This window comes from uncultured Ilumatobacter sp. (assembly GCF_963980585.1).
Lineage (GTDB): Bacteria > Actinomycetota > Acidimicrobiia > Acidimicrobiales > Ilumatobacteraceae > Ilumatobacter_A.
The window spans coordinates 83,007-98,112 of sequence record NZ_CAXCAM010000005.1; the positions used below are offsets into that span (position 1 = coordinate 83,007).

Annotated in this window: 14 protein-coding genes; all 14 read left to right on the forward strand. The window is 64.6% G+C overall.

Going from position 1 to position 15,106, the window contains the following annotated elements; translation table 11 throughout:
- Window positions 1-86: 86 nt before the first annotated feature.
- The 14 genes from ACH2DW_RS03170 (at window position 87) to ACH2DW_RS03235 (ending at window position 15,084) form a co-directional block, all read left to right on the forward strand.
- Window positions 87-1,181, forward strand: a complete 1,095-nt coding sequence (locus ACH2DW_RS03170; protein ID WP_394928258.1) for a glycosyltransferase — start codon at window positions 87-89, stop codon at window positions 1,179-1,181.
- A gap of 178 nt (window positions 1,182-1,359) precedes the next feature.
- Window positions 1,360-1,806: a 50S ribosomal protein L13 gene (rplM, locus tag ACH2DW_RS03175; RefSeq protein WP_394928259.1), complete on the forward strand. Its 447-nt coding sequence runs from the start codon at window positions 1,360-1,362 to the stop codon at window positions 1,804-1,806.
- A 17-nt stretch (window positions 1,807-1,823) separates the two neighbouring features.
- Window positions 1,824-2,219: a 30S ribosomal protein S9 gene (gene rpsI / locus ACH2DW_RS03180; RefSeq protein WP_394928260.1), complete on the forward strand. Its 396-nt coding sequence runs from the start codon at window positions 1,824-1,826 to the stop codon at window positions 2,217-2,219.
- Between the two features lie 16 nt (window positions 2,220-2,235).
- Window positions 2,236-3,576, forward strand: a complete 1,341-nt coding sequence (gene glmM, locus ACH2DW_RS03185) for a phosphoglucosamine mutase (protein ID WP_394928261.1) — start codon at window positions 2,236-2,238, stop codon at window positions 3,574-3,576.
- A gap of 107 nt (window positions 3,577-3,683) precedes the next feature.
- Window positions 3,684-7,079: an SIS domain-containing protein gene (locus ACH2DW_RS03190; RefSeq protein WP_394928262.1), complete on the forward strand. Its 3,396-nt coding sequence runs from the start codon at window positions 3,684-3,686 to the stop codon at window positions 7,077-7,079.
- Window positions 7,080-7,108: 29 nt separating this feature from the next.
- Window positions 7,109-7,474 (forward strand): holo-ACP synthase, encoded by a 366-nt coding sequence (locus ACH2DW_RS03195; RefSeq protein WP_394928263.1) that lies wholly within the window; start codon window positions 7,109-7,111, stop codon window positions 7,472-7,474.
- A 69-nt stretch (window positions 7,475-7,543) separates the two neighbouring features.
- Entirely contained in the window at window positions 7,544-9,265 is a 1,722-nt protein-coding gene (locus ACH2DW_RS03200; RefSeq protein ID WP_394928264.1) for a class I adenylate-forming enzyme family protein, read from the forward strand.
- A 38-nt stretch (window positions 9,266-9,303) separates the two neighbouring features.
- The gene (locus ACH2DW_RS03205) at window positions 9,304-10,674 is read left to right on the forward strand and encodes an NAD(P)H-hydrate dehydratase (protein ID WP_394928265.1); all 1,371 of its coding nucleotides are present in this window, start codon (window positions 9,304-9,306) and stop codon (window positions 10,672-10,674) included.
- 7 nt (window positions 10,675-10,681) lie between these two features.
- Window positions 10,682-11,821: an alanine racemase gene (alr, locus tag ACH2DW_RS03210; protein ID WP_394928266.1), complete on the forward strand. Its 1,140-nt coding sequence runs from the start codon at window positions 10,682-10,684 to the stop codon at window positions 11,819-11,821.
- The gene (gene tsaE / locus ACH2DW_RS03215) at window positions 11,821-12,339 is read left to right on the forward strand and encodes a tRNA (adenosine(37)-N6)-threonylcarbamoyltransferase complex ATPase subunit type 1 TsaE (RefSeq protein ID WP_394928267.1); all 519 of its coding nucleotides are present in this window, start codon (window positions 11,821-11,823) and stop codon (window positions 12,337-12,339) included. Before alr ends, tsaE begins: the two co-directional genes overlap by 1 nt.
- Complete coding sequence (tsaB, locus tag ACH2DW_RS03220; protein WP_394928268.1) at window positions 12,333-13,028, forward strand: tRNA (adenosine(37)-N6)-threonylcarbamoyltransferase complex dimerization subunit type 1 TsaB; 696 nt, start codon at window positions 12,333-12,335, stop codon at window positions 13,026-13,028. The genes tsaE and tsaB overlap by 7 nt, the downstream gene beginning before the upstream one ends.
- Window positions 13,025-13,582, forward strand: coding sequence for a ribosomal protein S18-alanine N-acetyltransferase (gene rimI, locus ACH2DW_RS03225; RefSeq protein WP_394928269.1), 558 nt, complete (start codon window positions 13,025-13,027; stop codon window positions 13,580-13,582). Before tsaB ends, rimI begins: the two co-directional genes overlap by 4 nt.
- Entirely contained in the window at window positions 13,563-14,603 is a 1,041-nt protein-coding gene (gene tsaD, locus ACH2DW_RS03230) for a tRNA (adenosine(37)-N6)-threonylcarbamoyltransferase complex transferase subunit TsaD (RefSeq protein ID WP_394928270.1), read from the forward strand. Before rimI ends, tsaD begins: the two co-directional genes overlap by 20 nt.
- Window positions 14,596-15,084 (forward strand): hypothetical protein, encoded by a 489-nt coding sequence (locus ACH2DW_RS03235; RefSeq protein ID WP_394928271.1) that lies wholly within the window; start codon window positions 14,596-14,598, stop codon window positions 15,082-15,084. The genes tsaD and ACH2DW_RS03235 overlap by 8 nt, the downstream gene beginning before the upstream one ends.
- Window positions 15,085-15,106: the final 22 nt, after the last annotated feature.

Genomic DNA, 15,106 nt, shown 5'->3' on the forward strand with positions numbered 1-15,106 from the left:
TCAGAATCTTCAGAATCTTCTGTTGCCATGACCGTCCCGACAGTACTTCGGGGGAATATCCGGTGTCTCGATGGGTTGAACTCGACGTGACTCCACGACGGATTCTGTTGGCATCGACGCCGGTCGGCCCACTCGGCTCCGGAATTGGCGGCGGCGTCGAACTCACGCTGCACAATCTCGTGTACGGACTCGGCCTCCAAGGGCACCATGTCGAAGTCGTCGCGCCTGCGGGTTCGCTCCACGTCGGTGAACGCGTGCACCAGGTCAAGGGTGCACTGCAGGTGAGCAGCCAGACACAAGCGCGTGACGCTCCGATCGAGATGCCCAGCGGCTCGGTACTCGCAGCGATGTGGAGCACCGTGTCAGATATTCAGGACCAGTTCGACGCCGTCATCAACCTCGCCTACGACTGGCTGCCGCTGTACCTCACGCCGTTCATGCGGGTGCCTGTCCTGCACCTCGTTTCGATGGGTTCCCTGAACGATGTGATGGACAGCGCCCTGGCCGATGTCGAGCTGGAACTTTCAGGCCGACTGGCTGCGCACAGCATGGCGCAGGCGAACACATTCCCCGACCCCGCCATGTTCCGTATCGTCGGCAACGGCATCGTCACCGAGCGCTACGACCTGCAGACTCGTCCTGACGCTGAGGCGGCACTTGGCTTCGTCGGACGAATCTCGCCGGAGAAGGGACTCGAGGACGTCGCTGAGCTCTCGGCGCGCACCGGACGCGTCGTTCGAGTGTGGGGGATGATGCAGGACGAGGCGTATTGGCACCGCGTGGCGATCGATCATCCCGACGCCCGACTGGACTACCGCGGCTTTCTCCCAACCGATGAGCTGCAGGCAGAGATCGGTCGCTGTGCCGCGCTCGTGATGACCCCGAAGTGGGTCGAGGCGTTCGGCAACGTGGCGATCGAAGCCATGGCGACAGGTGTGCCGGTGCTGACCTACGACCGCGGAGGGCCCGCAGAGATTGTTGTCGATGGTGTCACCGGCTTTGTGGTGCCTGCCGATGACGTGGACGCCTTGGCTGACGCCGTCGAGCGGATCGATCAGATCGACCGGGCGATGTGCCGTCAGCGGGTCGATGCCGAGTATTCGTCGCTCGCGATGGCGGATCGCGTCGTGACCTGGGTCGACGAAGTGGTCGACGCCAGCAACGCGGTGGTCGACGCCTGACAGTCTGCCCTCGGCATCTGACCGCTGGCGTTGGAGCGTCTCGTCGCGCGCCGTATCATTGCACGGTTCCCTGGAGCAGGTTGACGCGCCACGCGTGTGAGCCCTGCACTTGGATGCTGTGTGATCGAGCAATCGAGACGCAGTCGGAAACCACATCTCCAACGAGACGAGTTCGGCCATGGCCACCTACACACCTAAAGCAAGCGAAATCACCCGTGACTGGCATGTCATCGACGCGGAAGGCATGGTCCTCGGGCGCATGGCAACCGAAGTCGCTCGTCTCCTGCGCGGGAAGCACAAGACGATCTTTGCGCCGCACATCGACACCGGCGACCATGTGATCATCATCAACGCCGACAAGGTCATCATGACCTCCGACAAGGCCGAGCGCCAGATGATCTACACCCACTCGGGCTACCCGGGCGGCATCAAGAGCGAGTCGTTCGCTCACTTCCATGCTCGCAAGCCTGCCGACGCCGTTCGTCGCTCGGTGCGTGGCATGCTCCCGAAGGGCCCCCTCGGTCGCCAGCAGCTCACCAAGCTGAAGGTGTACGCGGGCTCCAACCATCCGCATGGGTCGCAGTCGCCCAAGGCATTCGAAATCGCTGGCGCGAAGCGTCGCTGAGAAACAGGAACCACACAATGGCAACAGCACCGCTCACCCAGACCACCGGCCGTCGCAAGCGCTCCGTCGCACGTGCGTCGCTGCGCCCCGGAACGGGCCAGTTCAGCATCAATGGCAAGGCACTCGACGTGTACTTCCCGACCGCCGCGTCGCGGATGGTCGTCACCGAGGCATTGACCGTGACCGAGACCACCGAGTCCTATGACGTCAGCGCCAGCATCCACGGCGGCGGCATCAGCGGACAGGCCGGCGCACTGCGCATGGCCATTGCTCGGTCGCTTCTCGAACTCGACCCTGAGAGCCGCGGCACGTTGAAGTCCGCCGGTCTTCTCACTCGTGACTCTCGTAAGAAGGAGTCGAAGAAGTACGGCCTCAAGAAGGCTCGTAAGGCACCGCAGTTCACCAAGCGCTAGCGCTCGGCTGGGCACGATGAAGTTCGGGACCGATGGCGTCCGTGGCGTCGCCAATACCGAACTCACTGCCGGATTCGCATTGAACCTGGGTCGCGCTGCGGCCCAGGTTCTTTCGCGTTTGGACACGAGTTCCTCGGTGGCGTCCGAACCCGTCGATGTCGTCGTCATCGGTGGTGACACTCGAGAGTCAACGCCGATGTTGCGAGCGGCGTTGGGTGCGGGCTTCGCTGCCGAAGGTGTCGATGTGATCGATCTTGGCACCGCCACGACACCAATGGTCGCCTTCGAAGCGCAGCGCCTTGGCGTTATGGGCGCAGTGGTCTCTGCGTCCCACAACCCGTATGGCGACAACGGCATCAAGCTGTTTGCGCCCGGTGGGACCAAGCTGACCGACGATGTCGAGGCACGGATCGAGTCAGTGCTCGAATCGTTGGGTGATCCGACTGGCTCAGCCGGCCGACTCGGAACGCACGACGATGCTGGGCCCTATTCGGCGCACGTATTGGCATTCCTCGACGGGCGCGATCTCGCAGGCATCAAGGTCGTGCTCGACGCGGCGAATGGCGCTGGCTGTTCGATCGCTCCCGACGTGCTGCGTGCCGCAGGTGCCGACGTCGTGGTGATCGCTGCGGACCCTGACGGTCGAAACATCAATGATGGCTGTGGTGCCACGCACCCCGAGCTGGTCGCAGCGGCGGTGGTTCAGCACGGCGCCGATCTCGGCGTGGCGCTCGATGGTGATGCCGACCGGTTGATTGCTGTCGACGGCACGGGCACGGTTGTCGACGGTGACCACATCATCGCTATCTGCGCGGCGGACCTCCGCGGTCGAGGCCAACTCGCCAACGACACGGTGGTGGTCACCGTGATGACCAATCTCGGATTCCGGCTGGCGATGGACGTGGCGGGCATCAACGTCGTCGAAACCGGCGTCGGTGATCGTTACGTGCTCGAGGCACTCGGTGCCGGCGGCCATTCCCTCGGTGGCGAGCAGAGCGGCCACGTGATCTTTGCTGACCATGCCACCACCGGGGACGGGCTGCTGACCGCAGTCGCCTTGATCGACATCGTGAAGCGCTCTGAGCGCACTCTCGCGGACATTGCCAGCGACGCCATGACGTCGCTTCCCCAATCACTCGTCAACGTTCGTGTCGGTGAGCGCGTCCCGGACGTCGCCGAGCGCCTCGCCGACGAGATCGCCGTTGTCGAAGCCGACCTTGGCGCCACCGGTCGTGTCCTCGTCCGGCCCAGCGGTACCGAGCCGCTGATCCGTGTGATGGTCGAAGCAGCAACACCAGATCAGGCCCAGGCCGCTGCCGACCAACTGGCCGAAGTTGCTCGCACCAAGTTCGCTTGACGGTCAAGTAACGGATCTGTTCCTGTACATCAAGCCCGGCTCGATTGTTCGCTGGCACGAGCGAGTGGCCCTGACCCGGTGGCCCAGGTCGATAGCCTGCAACCCTCATGTGCGGCATCATTGGAATTGTCAGCCGGCCACCGACGAGGCCCACTCCGACTGACGATCAGATTCTCGCGGGGCTCGATGCAGCACTGGCCGCTCGGCCTGATGTGTTGGCGGTCGCTGGCGAAGCTGCAGCGGTCGATGCATTGCTCAAGGGTCTGCCTGGCGTGCTGGCATTGGCCGGTCGCATTGACCTCGTTGCCTCGATCACTGGTCGGCTCGATCAACTCGATGCGTTCGCCGCCCAGATCGAGTCGGACCTCGATGCGAGCACGCTCGCCGGAGAGGACGGTCGTGATGCTGACGAGGGTATGGGTGGCCTCACGGCTGACGCTTTGGAACGCGCGAACGCCGACCTGATCACGTTGAAGGACGCGGTGTGGACCATCGCTCACGACCGACTGAGAACTGTTCGCGAGGTCGAGAGCCTCGCAGGGCCGGAAGCATCACCCTCTTCTCTTTCCGGGTATCTCGTTGCCCAACAGGCGTTCTCCGCCATTGACCGACTCGAAGTGCGCGGACGCGACTCCGCCGGGGTCCACCTGTATCTGTGGGGTCACGACATCAGCGCCGACGCGTTGGCAACGCTGCTTGCCGAACGCGGCCACGACCCGTTGTTTCAGTCGGGATCGGTCGAAGTGTCCGGCGACTCCCTCTCGTTTGTCTACAAAGCTGCCGCGGAGATCGGTGAGCTGGGCGATAACACCGCTGCTCTGCGCGCGGCCCTTCGGTCCGACGCGTTGCTCCGCCGTGCGCTCCAAGCGCCGACTGCTCGCGTCGCGCTGCTTGGGCACACGCGCTGGGCGAGCGTCGGAATCATCTCTGAGCCGAACACGCACCCGCTCAACTCGGTCGAGCTCGAGCAGTCCGCCGGCACCGCGCCGGCACCGTATGTCGTGGCCGCCTTGAACGGGGACGTCGACAACCATGCCGACCTGCGCGCCGAGCACTCCTTGGGGATCCCAGCACCGATTACCACCGACGCCAAAGTGATCCCGACATTGATGTCGCGCCACCTCGCCGACGGAGTCGCTCCAGCCGAGTCCTTCCGTCGCACGGTGGCGGTGTTCGAGGGTTCGATCGCCATTGGAGTCGCCACCGCTGCAGCACCAGAGACGCTCTTCCTCGCATTGCGGGGGAGTGGTCAAGGTCTGTACATCGGTCTGGGCGATGACTGCTATGTGGTCGCGAGCGAGCCCTACGGAGTCGTCGAAGAGACCGAGCGATACGTCCGGATGGACGGCGAGCGAGGGGGCGAGATCGTCGTGCTCAACGGGGCGCAGTCGGGTGACCTCGAGGGCATCACTCGCCTCGCCTACGACGGCGCCGAGATACCGGTTGTCGACGCTGATATCGCGGTCGCCGAAGTCACCACTCGAGACATCGACCGCGGCGACGCCCCGCACTTCCTCCTCAAGGAGATCTCTGAGTCGCCGAACAGCTTCGCCAAGACGTTGCGCGGGAAGATCGTTGAAGCGGATGGCGAGCTGCGCGCCGTCGTCGGCGACCGGGCGCTGCCGGCATCGATCGTCGAACGGTTGGCTGCAGGAACGATCACTCGCGTGCGCGTGATCGGACAGGGCACCGCTGCCGTCGCCGGGCAGAGCATGGCAGCGATCCTCGATGAGCTCACCGGGTCGGTCCTGGACGTCGACGCAATCACTGCAACAGAGTTGTCGGGCTTCAACATGCGTCTCGACATGAGCGACACGCTGGCGATTGCGGTGAGCCAGTCGGGCACCACGACCGACACCAATCGCACCGTTGACCTGCTGCGCTCGCGTGGGGCGGCGGTCATCGGCATCGTCAACCGGCGCGGCAGCGACCTAACCGACAAGGCCGACGGCGTGTTGTACACCTCCGACGGCCGCGACGTGGAAATGTCCGTCGCCTCGACCAAAGCGTTCTACGCGCAGGTCGCCGCAGGCGCCGTGCTGGCGTGTGCAATTGCTGATGCTGCTTCGTTGGGTCTGTCCACGCGTCGGTCCCAGCTCCTCGATGCGCTCCGCGCGCTGCCGGAGGCCATGCGCGAAGTGCTCAGTCGACGTGAGGGCATCGCCGACGCTGCTCGCCGATTCGCCCCGTCGAAGCGCTATTGGGCCGTCGTCGGCAACGGACCGAACAAGGTCGCCGCCGAAGAAGTCCGGATCAAGCTCAGCGAGCTCTGCTACAAGTCCATGGCCTGCGACTCGACGGAGGACAAGAAGCACATCGACCTGTCGTCGGAACCGCTGATCTTGGTCTGCGCCGCCGGCCTCGAAGGATCGACGGCTGATGACGTGGCCAAGGAAGTGGCCATCTTCAAGGCGCACAAGGCGACTCCGATTGTCGTCGCCAACGACGGTGAGACCCGCTACAACGCCGTCGCGACCATCGAGGTGCCGGCGGTCGACCCGGCGCTTGGATTCATCTTGTCCGCAATGGTCGGTCACCTCTTCGGGTACGAGGCCGCGTTGGCGATCGATGCCTCTGCCCGCCCCCTGCGCGAAGCGCGCGAGGTCGTTGAGCAGCTCGCAGGACTCGGCCTGTCGAGCGACGAAACACTCGAGCGAGTCGCAGCCGAAGTCCCGAGCTTCTCGACTGCGTTTGACGATGGTCTTCGTTCCGGGACCTACGACGGGCACCTGGAAGCGTCCACCGCAGTCCGGTTGGCCGCGATGTTCGGTCACGTGTTGTCCGACCGGCCCGTGCACGCGTACTCACGCCAGAGCGGCAAAGTCGGCTCACCCAGCGCATTGATCGACGACTTCGTCTCGGCACTGACCAAGGTGATCGAGGAGCTCACGCGCCCGGTTGACACGATCAAGCACCAGGCAAAGACGGTCACCGTCGGCATCTCGCGCAGCGACGAGGGAATCATCGACCGAGCCCTCGTGCAAGCCGTGATCCAGGCCGGCGCTGGCCGCGACGTGTTGAGCTATCGCACGCTGAAAGTGCTCGCCGATCTCGATCCGGCAGTCGCTGCTGTCCACGGCTACACCCGGTATGGCATCGACGGCGACTCGATCTCTGTCATCGATCGCGGCGGCGTCGCACGTGGGCTGGTCAGTCGCGTCGATGCCAACGCTGTGTTGCGTGGCACCAAGCATCGCGTTGCTTCCGAGGGCGAGATTCTCGTCGGTCGTGGGCGGAGCGATGGCCGGACCCTCATTTTCGTGCCCGAGATGAAGGCGGGTCAGGCAACGGGAATCACGTTGCTCCACGTTGCCTTCCACGAGCAGTTGCCCGCCGATGTGATGCGGGGAGTCATGCAGGGTTACGACCGACGGTATGACCGCCTCGTCGACTGGGTCACCGAGACCGAGGGCGCCTTCGACGACTCACTGCTCGGCGAATTGCCGGTCGAACAGTTGCTGATCGGTCCGATCTCTGAGACCGCCGATCACTGGAATCGTTGAGACATGTTCGAGTTGGTGATCAGGGTCCGATGATCGGGATCGGGATCGACGTCGTCGACATCGAGCGGTTCCGCACCACGCTGGAGCGGACGCCATCGATGCGGACACGAGTCTTCACGCAGATCGAACTCGACTACGTCGCGCCACAATCTGACCCGATCCCGTCGCTTGCGGCCCGATTTGCCGCTCGCGAAGCTGTGATGAAGTCGCTTGGGCTGGGCCTCGGCGCCTTTAGCTTCCACGATGTGTGGGTGGAGCGGGCAGCGTCGGGCGCGCCGAGCCTGGCGATCACTGGACGTGCCGCCGAGTTGGCCCAAGCAGCAGGCGTCACGCGTTGGCACCTCAGTCTGACCCACAGCGATTTGGTCGCGGCGGCATACGTCGTGTGCGAGTAGGGCTCGGAGCGGTCGGCTGGGCTGGCCCCCAATTGGTGACATCGCCGGACCGGGTGCGACAATCTCCCGATGCTCGAAGAGTTTCAAGAGGCCTGGACCGAACTGACCCAGCCGGGGTCGCAGTTCGCCATGAAGGACATCGAAGTCCGAGGCGTTCCGATGCGCGTGTACGAAGCGGCGCCGCCCTCAATGCGGTTCGTGTGGGAGCTGGCGACTGGCTATGGCGACCGCGACTACGTCGTGTTCGAAGATGAGCGTTACACGTACGCCGAATCAGATGCCAACATCCGTGCTCTGGCACATCACCTTCGTGATGTGCACGGCGTTGGCCCGGGCGATCGTGTCGCGCTTGCGATGCGTAACTATCCCGAATGGGTGTTTGGGTACTGGGCCATCGTGTCGATCGGCGCCGCCTGTGTCGGGATGAACGCTTGGTGGACCACCGATGAGATGGAATACGGGCTTGCCGATTCGGCCCCGAAGGTGCTCATCGCCGACAGCGAACGCCTCGAGCGAGTCGTTCCGATCCTCTCGAAGCTGCGCGAGAAGCATGCGATGCACGTCATCGCCGTACGCACCGAGGGTGACCTCCCCGAGGGCGCCGACCACTGGGACGACGTCATCGATCCTGCAACGGCGCCAGCGGGACTCCCCGCTGCTGACATCGACCCTGATGACGATGCGTGCATCTTCTACACCTCCGGCACGACCGGGTTCCCCAAGGGAGCGCAGCTCACGCACCGCGGTTCGGTGCACAACCTGCTCAATCTGGCGTTCATGACCGGCGTGGCAGGAGCCGCAGAAGCAAAGGTCGGAGCCAAAGCTGGCAAAGATCCAGCGCCCCCAGCGGACCCGAACAAGCAGAACGTGTTCATGGCTCCGACGCCGCTCTTCCATGTCACGGCCAACAACTGCCTGCTGCATCCCGCCACGATCTCGGGCTCCAAGCTGGTGCTGACCTACAAGTGGGATGCTGCGCGGGCCCTCGAACTGATCGAGCGGGAAGGAGTCACCAACTTCTCGGGCGTGCCCACGATGAGTCGTGAGATGCTGATGCATCCGGATTGGGAGACTCGCAACACCTCAACGCTCGTCGGCCTGGGTGGTGGTGGAGCGCCGCTGCAGCCCGACCTCGTCGAGAAAATCGACCAGTCGCAAGAGGGCACCGCGCCCAGCACGGGTTACGGCCTCACCGAGACACACGGCATTGTGACGGCGAACTCCGGCAAGCTGTACGTCGCGAAGCCCGCATCGTGCGGACGTATCGTTCCGACCCTCGACGGCAAGCTGATCGACGAGGTCGGCGACGACGTGCCGAACAGCGGTGTCGGCGAGCTCTGTGTGCGCGGCTCGGTGGTCATCAAGGGCTACCTCAACCGCGAGGAGGCGACCGCTGAGGCCATTCAAGATGGATGGTTCCGTACCGGTGACATCGCAACCATCGACGAAGACGGCTACGTGTTCATCGTCGACCGCGCGAAGGACATGGTGCTGCGCGGCGGGGAGAACATCTACTGCAGCGAAGTCGAGACGGCGATTTACCAGCATGACGCCGTTGCCGAGGCCGCCGTCTTCGGCGTTCCTGATGACCGTCTCGGCGAACTCGTCGGTGCAGCCATTGTGCTTGCTGACGGGACATCGCTCACCGAGGACCAGCTTCGAGAGTTCCTGAGCACATCGCTGGCCAAGTTCAAGATCCCTGAGCGGATCTGGATCCTCGGGGAGCCCTTGCCGCGGAACGCAAGTGGCAAGTTCCTCAAACGCGAACTCCGCGAGACGCTCACCGCATAACCAGCACGTGAAATAGCAAGCACTCGACCCACCGCACAATGCAGCCGATCCTCACTCCGGACGAGATGGCGGCGGTCGATGCGGGCGCCCCAGAATCGATCGAGGAGTTGATCGACCGCGCTGGCCGAGCAGTGGCGCGCGTCGCACTCGAGATGCTCGGCGGCTCGTACGGACGGGTTGTCCGCGTCATTGTGGGCAAAGGGAACAATGGCAACGATGGGCGCGTTGCCGCCGGCATCCTGCGCTCGCGAGGGGTGAACGTCGAGATCATCGATGCAGCCTTGGCACCTGCGGCGCTGCCAGCGGCAGATCTGGTGATCGACGCGGCCTACGGGACAGGTTTCCGCGGCGCTTGGGATGCTCCTGATGTCGGCACCTCGCCGGTGCTCGCTGTCGACATACCGAGTGGGGTCGACGCGCTGACAGGGACGATCAGCGGGAGCGTTATCGCAGCGGACCGCACCGTGACCTTCCAGGCACTTGCACCGGGGTTGCTGTTCGGAGCCGGCGCGGAGCGCGCAGGGACCATCGACGTTGTCGACATCGGCCTCGATGTGTCCGCTGCAACATGTCACCGCGTCGATCGCGCTGACGTCGGGGCGTGGTGGCCGGAGCGACCTTTCGACGCGCACAAGTGGCAAGGCGCGGTGCGCGTCGTCGCTGGGAGCGAGGGAATGTCTGGAGCGGCCGCTCTCGCCGCCGAGGCCGCAGCGCGAGCAGGAGCTGGGCTGGTCAAGTTGTCTGCTCCCGGCCTCATGGTCGCCTGTCGGCCAGAAATTGTGCAGACCCTGCTGTCGGCCGAGGACTGGTCGGCCGAGGTGTTGGCCGAGGCCGACCGATTCGGTTCGCTGGCTATCGGTCCGGGCCTCGGGCGTGGCCACGGAACGCTGCAGTCCGTGCGGGCATGCGTCGCTTCGGCTCCGCAGCCGGTGGTGGTCGACGGCGACGGACTGTTCGCGCTCGCACATGCCGACGGAGGCGCTGCCGGCGTTCTGGCGGGACGGTCGCATCCGACCGTGTTGACACCGCATGACGGCGAGTTCCGCGAGCTGACCGGATCGCTCCCCGGACCGGATCGTGTTGCTGCCGCTCGCGAGCTCGCTGCACACCTGGAGTGCACCGTGTTGCTGAAAGGGCCGACGACGGTTGTTGCGAATCCGAGGGGAGCAGCGCTGGTGGTCGACCATGGTGATGAGCGCCTGGCGACTGCTGGATCTGGTGACGTACTGACCGGCATCATCGCCGCTGGATTGGCCCGCGGGCTGGATCCGCTGCGCTCGGCAGCGGCTGCTGCCTGGTTGCATGCCGAGGCGGGAGCGCTGCTGCCTCGGCGAGGAATGCTCGCCGGTGATCTTGCAAGCACCTTGCCAATGGCGCTCGCTGGCGTACTCTCGTCCCAATGGAAGTGATCGCGCAATGAGCGACACCCGTTGGGCCTGGGTCGAGATTGATCTCGGTGCGATTCGTCACAACGTCGCGTCCCTCCGCGCAGTCGCTGACCCCGCTGCAGTCTGGGCAGTCGTGAAGGCCGATGGCTATGGCCACGGTGCCGTCGATGTGGCCCGGGCCGCGATGGACGCGGGTGCCGAAGGGCTTTGCGTTGCCTTGGTCGCCGAAGGGCTCGAACTGCGCCGGGCCGGGATCGACGCACCGATCCTGCTGCTCAGCGAGCAGCCGCCCGAGACGGCCGGGCACATCGTCGAGCACCGTCTGACGCCGACGGTGTACACCCGTCAGTTCCTCGACGCACTCGTCGCCGTCGGGCCCACCGGCTTGCCCGTGCATTTGAAGATTGATACCGGCATGCAGCGTGTCGGCGCGCACCCGCATGCTGCCGCGGCCATGGCGCAGTCGATTGCCGAACGTGCGCCAGCGGTTCGGCTTGCCGGCGTGTTCAGCCATCTTGCTGTTGCCGATGATCCGTCGGACGCCTTCACCGCTCGCCAGGTCGAGCGTTTCGACGGTGCGCTCGAACACGTCATCGAGCGGGTGGGTTCCGTGCCGCTCATTCACCTCGCCAACTCTGCGGGGACACTGGCCCATCCCGAGACTCGACGTTCGATGGTGCGCGCCGGGATCGCGATCTATGGCGTATCGCCTGGACACGGCGTCGATGACCTCTGTGCTGACCTCCGACCTGCACTACAACTTCGCGCTCGTGTGTCGTATGTGAAGATGGCGCGCGCCGGGAGCCGCATCTCGTACGGGCGCGTCCACAAGTTCGAGCGCGACACCACGGTGGCGACCATTCCCATCGGTTACGCCGACGGCGTGCCGCGCCGACTGTCATCAACGGGCGGTGAAGTCCTGATTGGCGGTCGTCGGCGACAGATCGTCGGCCGCGTCACGATGGACCAACTCATGGTCGACTGCGGTGATGACGAGGTCAACGTCGGCGACGACGTGGTGCTGATCGGCAACCAAGACGGCCCCGACGGCGAGCAGACAATTCGCGCGGAGGACTGGGCTGACCGATTGGACACGATCGGTTACGAAATCGTGTGTGGCATATCGTCGCGTGTGCCTCGGTTCCCGCGCCGTAGCATCGATGGCTGATGTTGCACCTTCGAGCATCGTCGATTGCCGACACCCACGCTGTGGCCGCCGCCGTCGCCGCTGTGTCGCGCTCCGGTGACGTGATCGTGCTCGCTGGCGAAATGGGTGCGGGCAAGACTGCATTCGCACAGGGCTTTGGCGCCGCATTCGGAATCGGGGAGCCGATCACGTCGCCAACGTTCACGCTGGTGCACAGCTACGACCTCGGTACCGCAGTGCGTGGCATCCGCGTGATGCATCATGCCGACCTGTATCGGCTCGACCGCACCTCAGAGGTTGCGGACCTTGCGCTCGGCGAGCTTGCAGAATTTGGTGGCGTGGTGCTGGTGGAGTGGGGCGACGTGGTCGAGGGGTTCTTTGGGGATCACCTCACCATCCATCTCGATCAGGACCCCGACGACGAGACCGACGAACTGACACTCGACCGCGGCCGACTGATCGATGTGGCTGGGACCGGCTCGACGTGGGCCTCCCGTTGGGACTTGTTACGCAACCGACTGGCGGAATTCACATGTTGATCTTGGGTATCGAAACCGCCACGGAGCGCGTCAGCGTGTCGATCGGCGGACACGAAGGAGTGATTGGTCTGTTCGAGGTCACGAAGGGTCGGCGACACGCCGAGACCTTGGTGCCGGCAATCGAATTCGTGTGCACACAGTCAGGCATCGAGTTGGACGAGATCAGCGTCGTCGCGGTGGATGTGGGGCCGGGGCTCTTCACGGGAATGCGTGTCGGGCTGGCTTCGGCCAAGGCGATTGCGCAGGCTTTGCGGATCCCGATGATCGGCATCACCTCACTGGACCTGCTTGCCTTCCCGTGTCGGCATACCGATCGTGTGATCGTGCCGGTCATCGACGCCCGGAAGGGCGAGGTGTTCTATGCCATGTATCGCCAAGTGCCCGGCGGTGTGCAGCAGGTTGCCGAGCCGGCGGTCGGTCCGATCGAGGACCTGGTTGCCGACCTGATGGCCCGCAGTCAGGACGTCCTGTTGGTCGGCGACGGTGCGGTTCGGTACCGCGACGAAATTCTCGAAGGTTTCCACTGCGAGATCGGTGGCGACGCCCACCCATCGGCGGCGCCGCTCGTGCAGCTCGCGCATGCCCGGGCACTGCGCGAAGAGTGGGTCAACCCGCGTGAAATCGAGCCGGTCTACCTCCGGGCGCCGGATGCTCAGATCAACTGGTCGACCCGGGCGGCGCGCACATGAGCGTCCTCGAGCGGTTGCTCGGCCGCGAGCACGAGAAAGGTTTCTCGATCGCACCGTTGCGTAAGCGCGATCTGCGCCATGGCATTCTCGACATCGAGGCCGCGGCCTATCCGGTGGGTTGGTCGCACAACGTGTTCGTCAGCGAGATCGACCAGATGCGGTCCGGTACCCGCCACTATGTGGTGGCACGCCAAGACGGCAACATCGTTGGTTATGCCGGGGTGTGGTTTGCCGTCGACGAGGCGCACGTCACCAACGTTGCCGTCGATCCTGACGCTCGTCGTCAAGGAGTCGCCCGAGCGCTGATGCTGCATTTGGCTGAGGTCGCCGTGGAGTGCGGCTGCGTCGCGTGGACGCTGGAGGTGCGTCTGTCGAGTTACGGCGCCCAGCGGCTGTACGAGGAATTTGGCTTCGAGTCCGCTGGCGTGCGCCAGCGCTACTACGACAACGTCGAAGACGCGATCGTGATGTGGTGCCACGACATCCAGGGCGATGGCTATCGCACCCGGCTCAACACGATTCGAGAGGCCAGCCATGACAGCGCCGGTGAATGACGACCTGACGATCGACGAGTCCACCCTCATCTTGGGCATCGAGACCAGTTGCGACGAGACCGCAGCTGCACTCGTGATGGGTGGGTACGACGTCGTCTCGAGTGTGGTGTCGACTCAGGTGGATCTGCATGCCGAGTTTGGTGGCGTGGTCCCCGAAATCGCCTCGCGTGCGCACCTCGATGTGCTCAACCCGGTGATCGCGCGAGCGATCGTCGAGTCGGGGGTCGAGGACTCGCGCATCGATGCGGTTGCATGCACCGTGGGGCCCGGCTTGATCGGTGCGCTGCTCGTCGGTGTGTCGGCGGCGAAGTCCCTTGCGCTGGCCTGGGACGTGCCGTTCATCGGCGTCAACCACATGGAGGCGCATCTGTACGCCGCATCGCTGGAGGATCCCACGCTCGAGTTCCCACTCGTCGTGCTGCTCGTCTCCGGTGGGCACACCATGTTGGTCGAGATGCAGGACCACGGCCGCTACCGGTTGCTCGGGCAGACCATCGACGATGCAGCAGGCGAAGCCTTCGACAAGGTTGCCCGTTTCCTCGACCTCGGCTACCCAGGTGGGCCGGCGATTGACGAAGCAGCGCTCCTCGGTGATCCTGATGCGATCAAGTTCCCGCGGGCCCTGATGGACAACAGCTACAACTTCTCCTTCAGTGGACTGAAAACGTCAGTGATGAATTACGTCCGAAAGCATCCCGACGTGAGCTCAGCTGACGTTGCAGCGTCATTCCAATCCGCCGTGGTCGACGTGCTGGTTGCAAAGTCGCGTGCCGCGGCCAAGGCGACGGGGGCCACCAGCATCGTGCTCGGCGGCGGTGTTGCAGCGAACTCGCTCCTGCGCGAGGAGATCTTGGAAGGCTGCGCTCGAGACGGCATCCAAGGGTTCCTGCCCAGTCGGGCGATGTGCACCGACAACGCTGCGATGATCGCAGCAGCGGGATGGCATCGGCTGCGCTCTGACGGCCCGACGCCGCTGTCTGTTGGCGCCACTCCCAACCTGAAGTTGCCCTTCATTGACTGAGTCCGAGACCGACCAAGTCGGGCCGACCGACACGCCGGTTTTCGCCGTTGCCGACATCGGCATGACCCTCGATGCTGACGGTGGCTACTGGCCGACCGCGGTGATCGATGTCGGTCCGGGTGACGGGGCCATCGCCGACCTCGCTCGAGTGCATGCGGTCGAAGGCATCGGCGACATTCGCACAGAAGCGGCAGCCCTTGCGTTGGCGCCCGAGCAGGTCACCGAGGAGGCGACGCACCTCTTCGTGCTCGCCATCATGATCACCTCGCCCGTGCGCTGCACCTTCGGCATCTCGTTCGTCCTTCCCGCGCAGGGCCGAGTGCTCAGCGAAGCCGCCGAACACGGCCATCTCGTCATCGCCACGACGTCGCCCGACGACGTGAACGCCGCGGTCGATGACCCCGACGCCGTTCCCTCTCTCTGGCTCGCCATCGACATCGACGCCGATCTCCTGGCCCGCGCCGTCTCTGATCTGCCCTGACCGGCTGACCGGCTGACCGGCT

What these genes read in the sequence shown, in the direction of transcription:
- tsaB (WP_394928268.1), top strand. Translation starts at nt 12,333, where the DNA reads ATGTTGATCTTGGGTATCGAAACCGCCACGGAGCGCGTCAGCGTGTCG.
- ACH2DW_RS03190 (WP_394928262.1), top strand. Translation starts at nt 3,684, where the DNA reads ATGTGCGGCATCATTGGAATTGTCAGCCGGCCACCGACGAGGCCCACT.
- ACH2DW_RS03200 (WP_394928264.1), top strand. Translation starts at nt 7,544, where the DNA reads ATGCTCGAAGAGTTTCAAGAGGCCTGGACCGAACTGACCCAGCCGGGG.
- tsaE (WP_394928267.1), top strand. Translation starts at nt 11,821, where the DNA reads ATGTTGCACCTTCGAGCATCGTCGATTGCCGACACCCACGCTGTGGCC.
- rimI (WP_394928269.1), top strand. Translation starts at nt 13,025, where the DNA reads ATGAGCGTCCTCGAGCGGTTGCTCGGCCGCGAGCACGAGAAAGGTTTC.
- alr (WP_394928266.1), top strand. Translation starts at nt 10,682, where the DNA reads ATGAGCGACACCCGTTGGGCCTGGGTCGAGATTGATCTCGGTGCGATT.
- tsaD (WP_394928270.1), top strand. Translation starts at nt 13,563, where the DNA reads ATGACAGCGCCGGTGAATGACGACCTGACGATCGACGAGTCCACCCTC.
- glmM (WP_394928261.1), top strand. Translation starts at nt 2,236, where the DNA reads ATGAAGTTCGGGACCGATGGCGTCCGTGGCGTCGCCAATACCGAACTC.
- rplM (WP_394928259.1), top strand. Translation starts at nt 1,360, where the DNA reads ATGGCCACCTACACACCTAAAGCAAGCGAAATCACCCGTGACTGGCAT.
- ACH2DW_RS03195 (WP_394928263.1), top strand. Translation starts at nt 7,109, where the DNA reads ATGATCGGGATCGGGATCGACGTCGTCGACATCGAGCGGTTCCGCACC.
- rpsI (WP_394928260.1), top strand. Translation starts at nt 1,824, where the DNA reads ATGGCAACAGCACCGCTCACCCAGACCACCGGCCGTCGCAAGCGCTCC.
- ACH2DW_RS03205 (WP_394928265.1), top strand. Translation starts at nt 9,304, where the DNA reads ATGCAGCCGATCCTCACTCCGGACGAGATGGCGGCGGTCGATGCGGGC.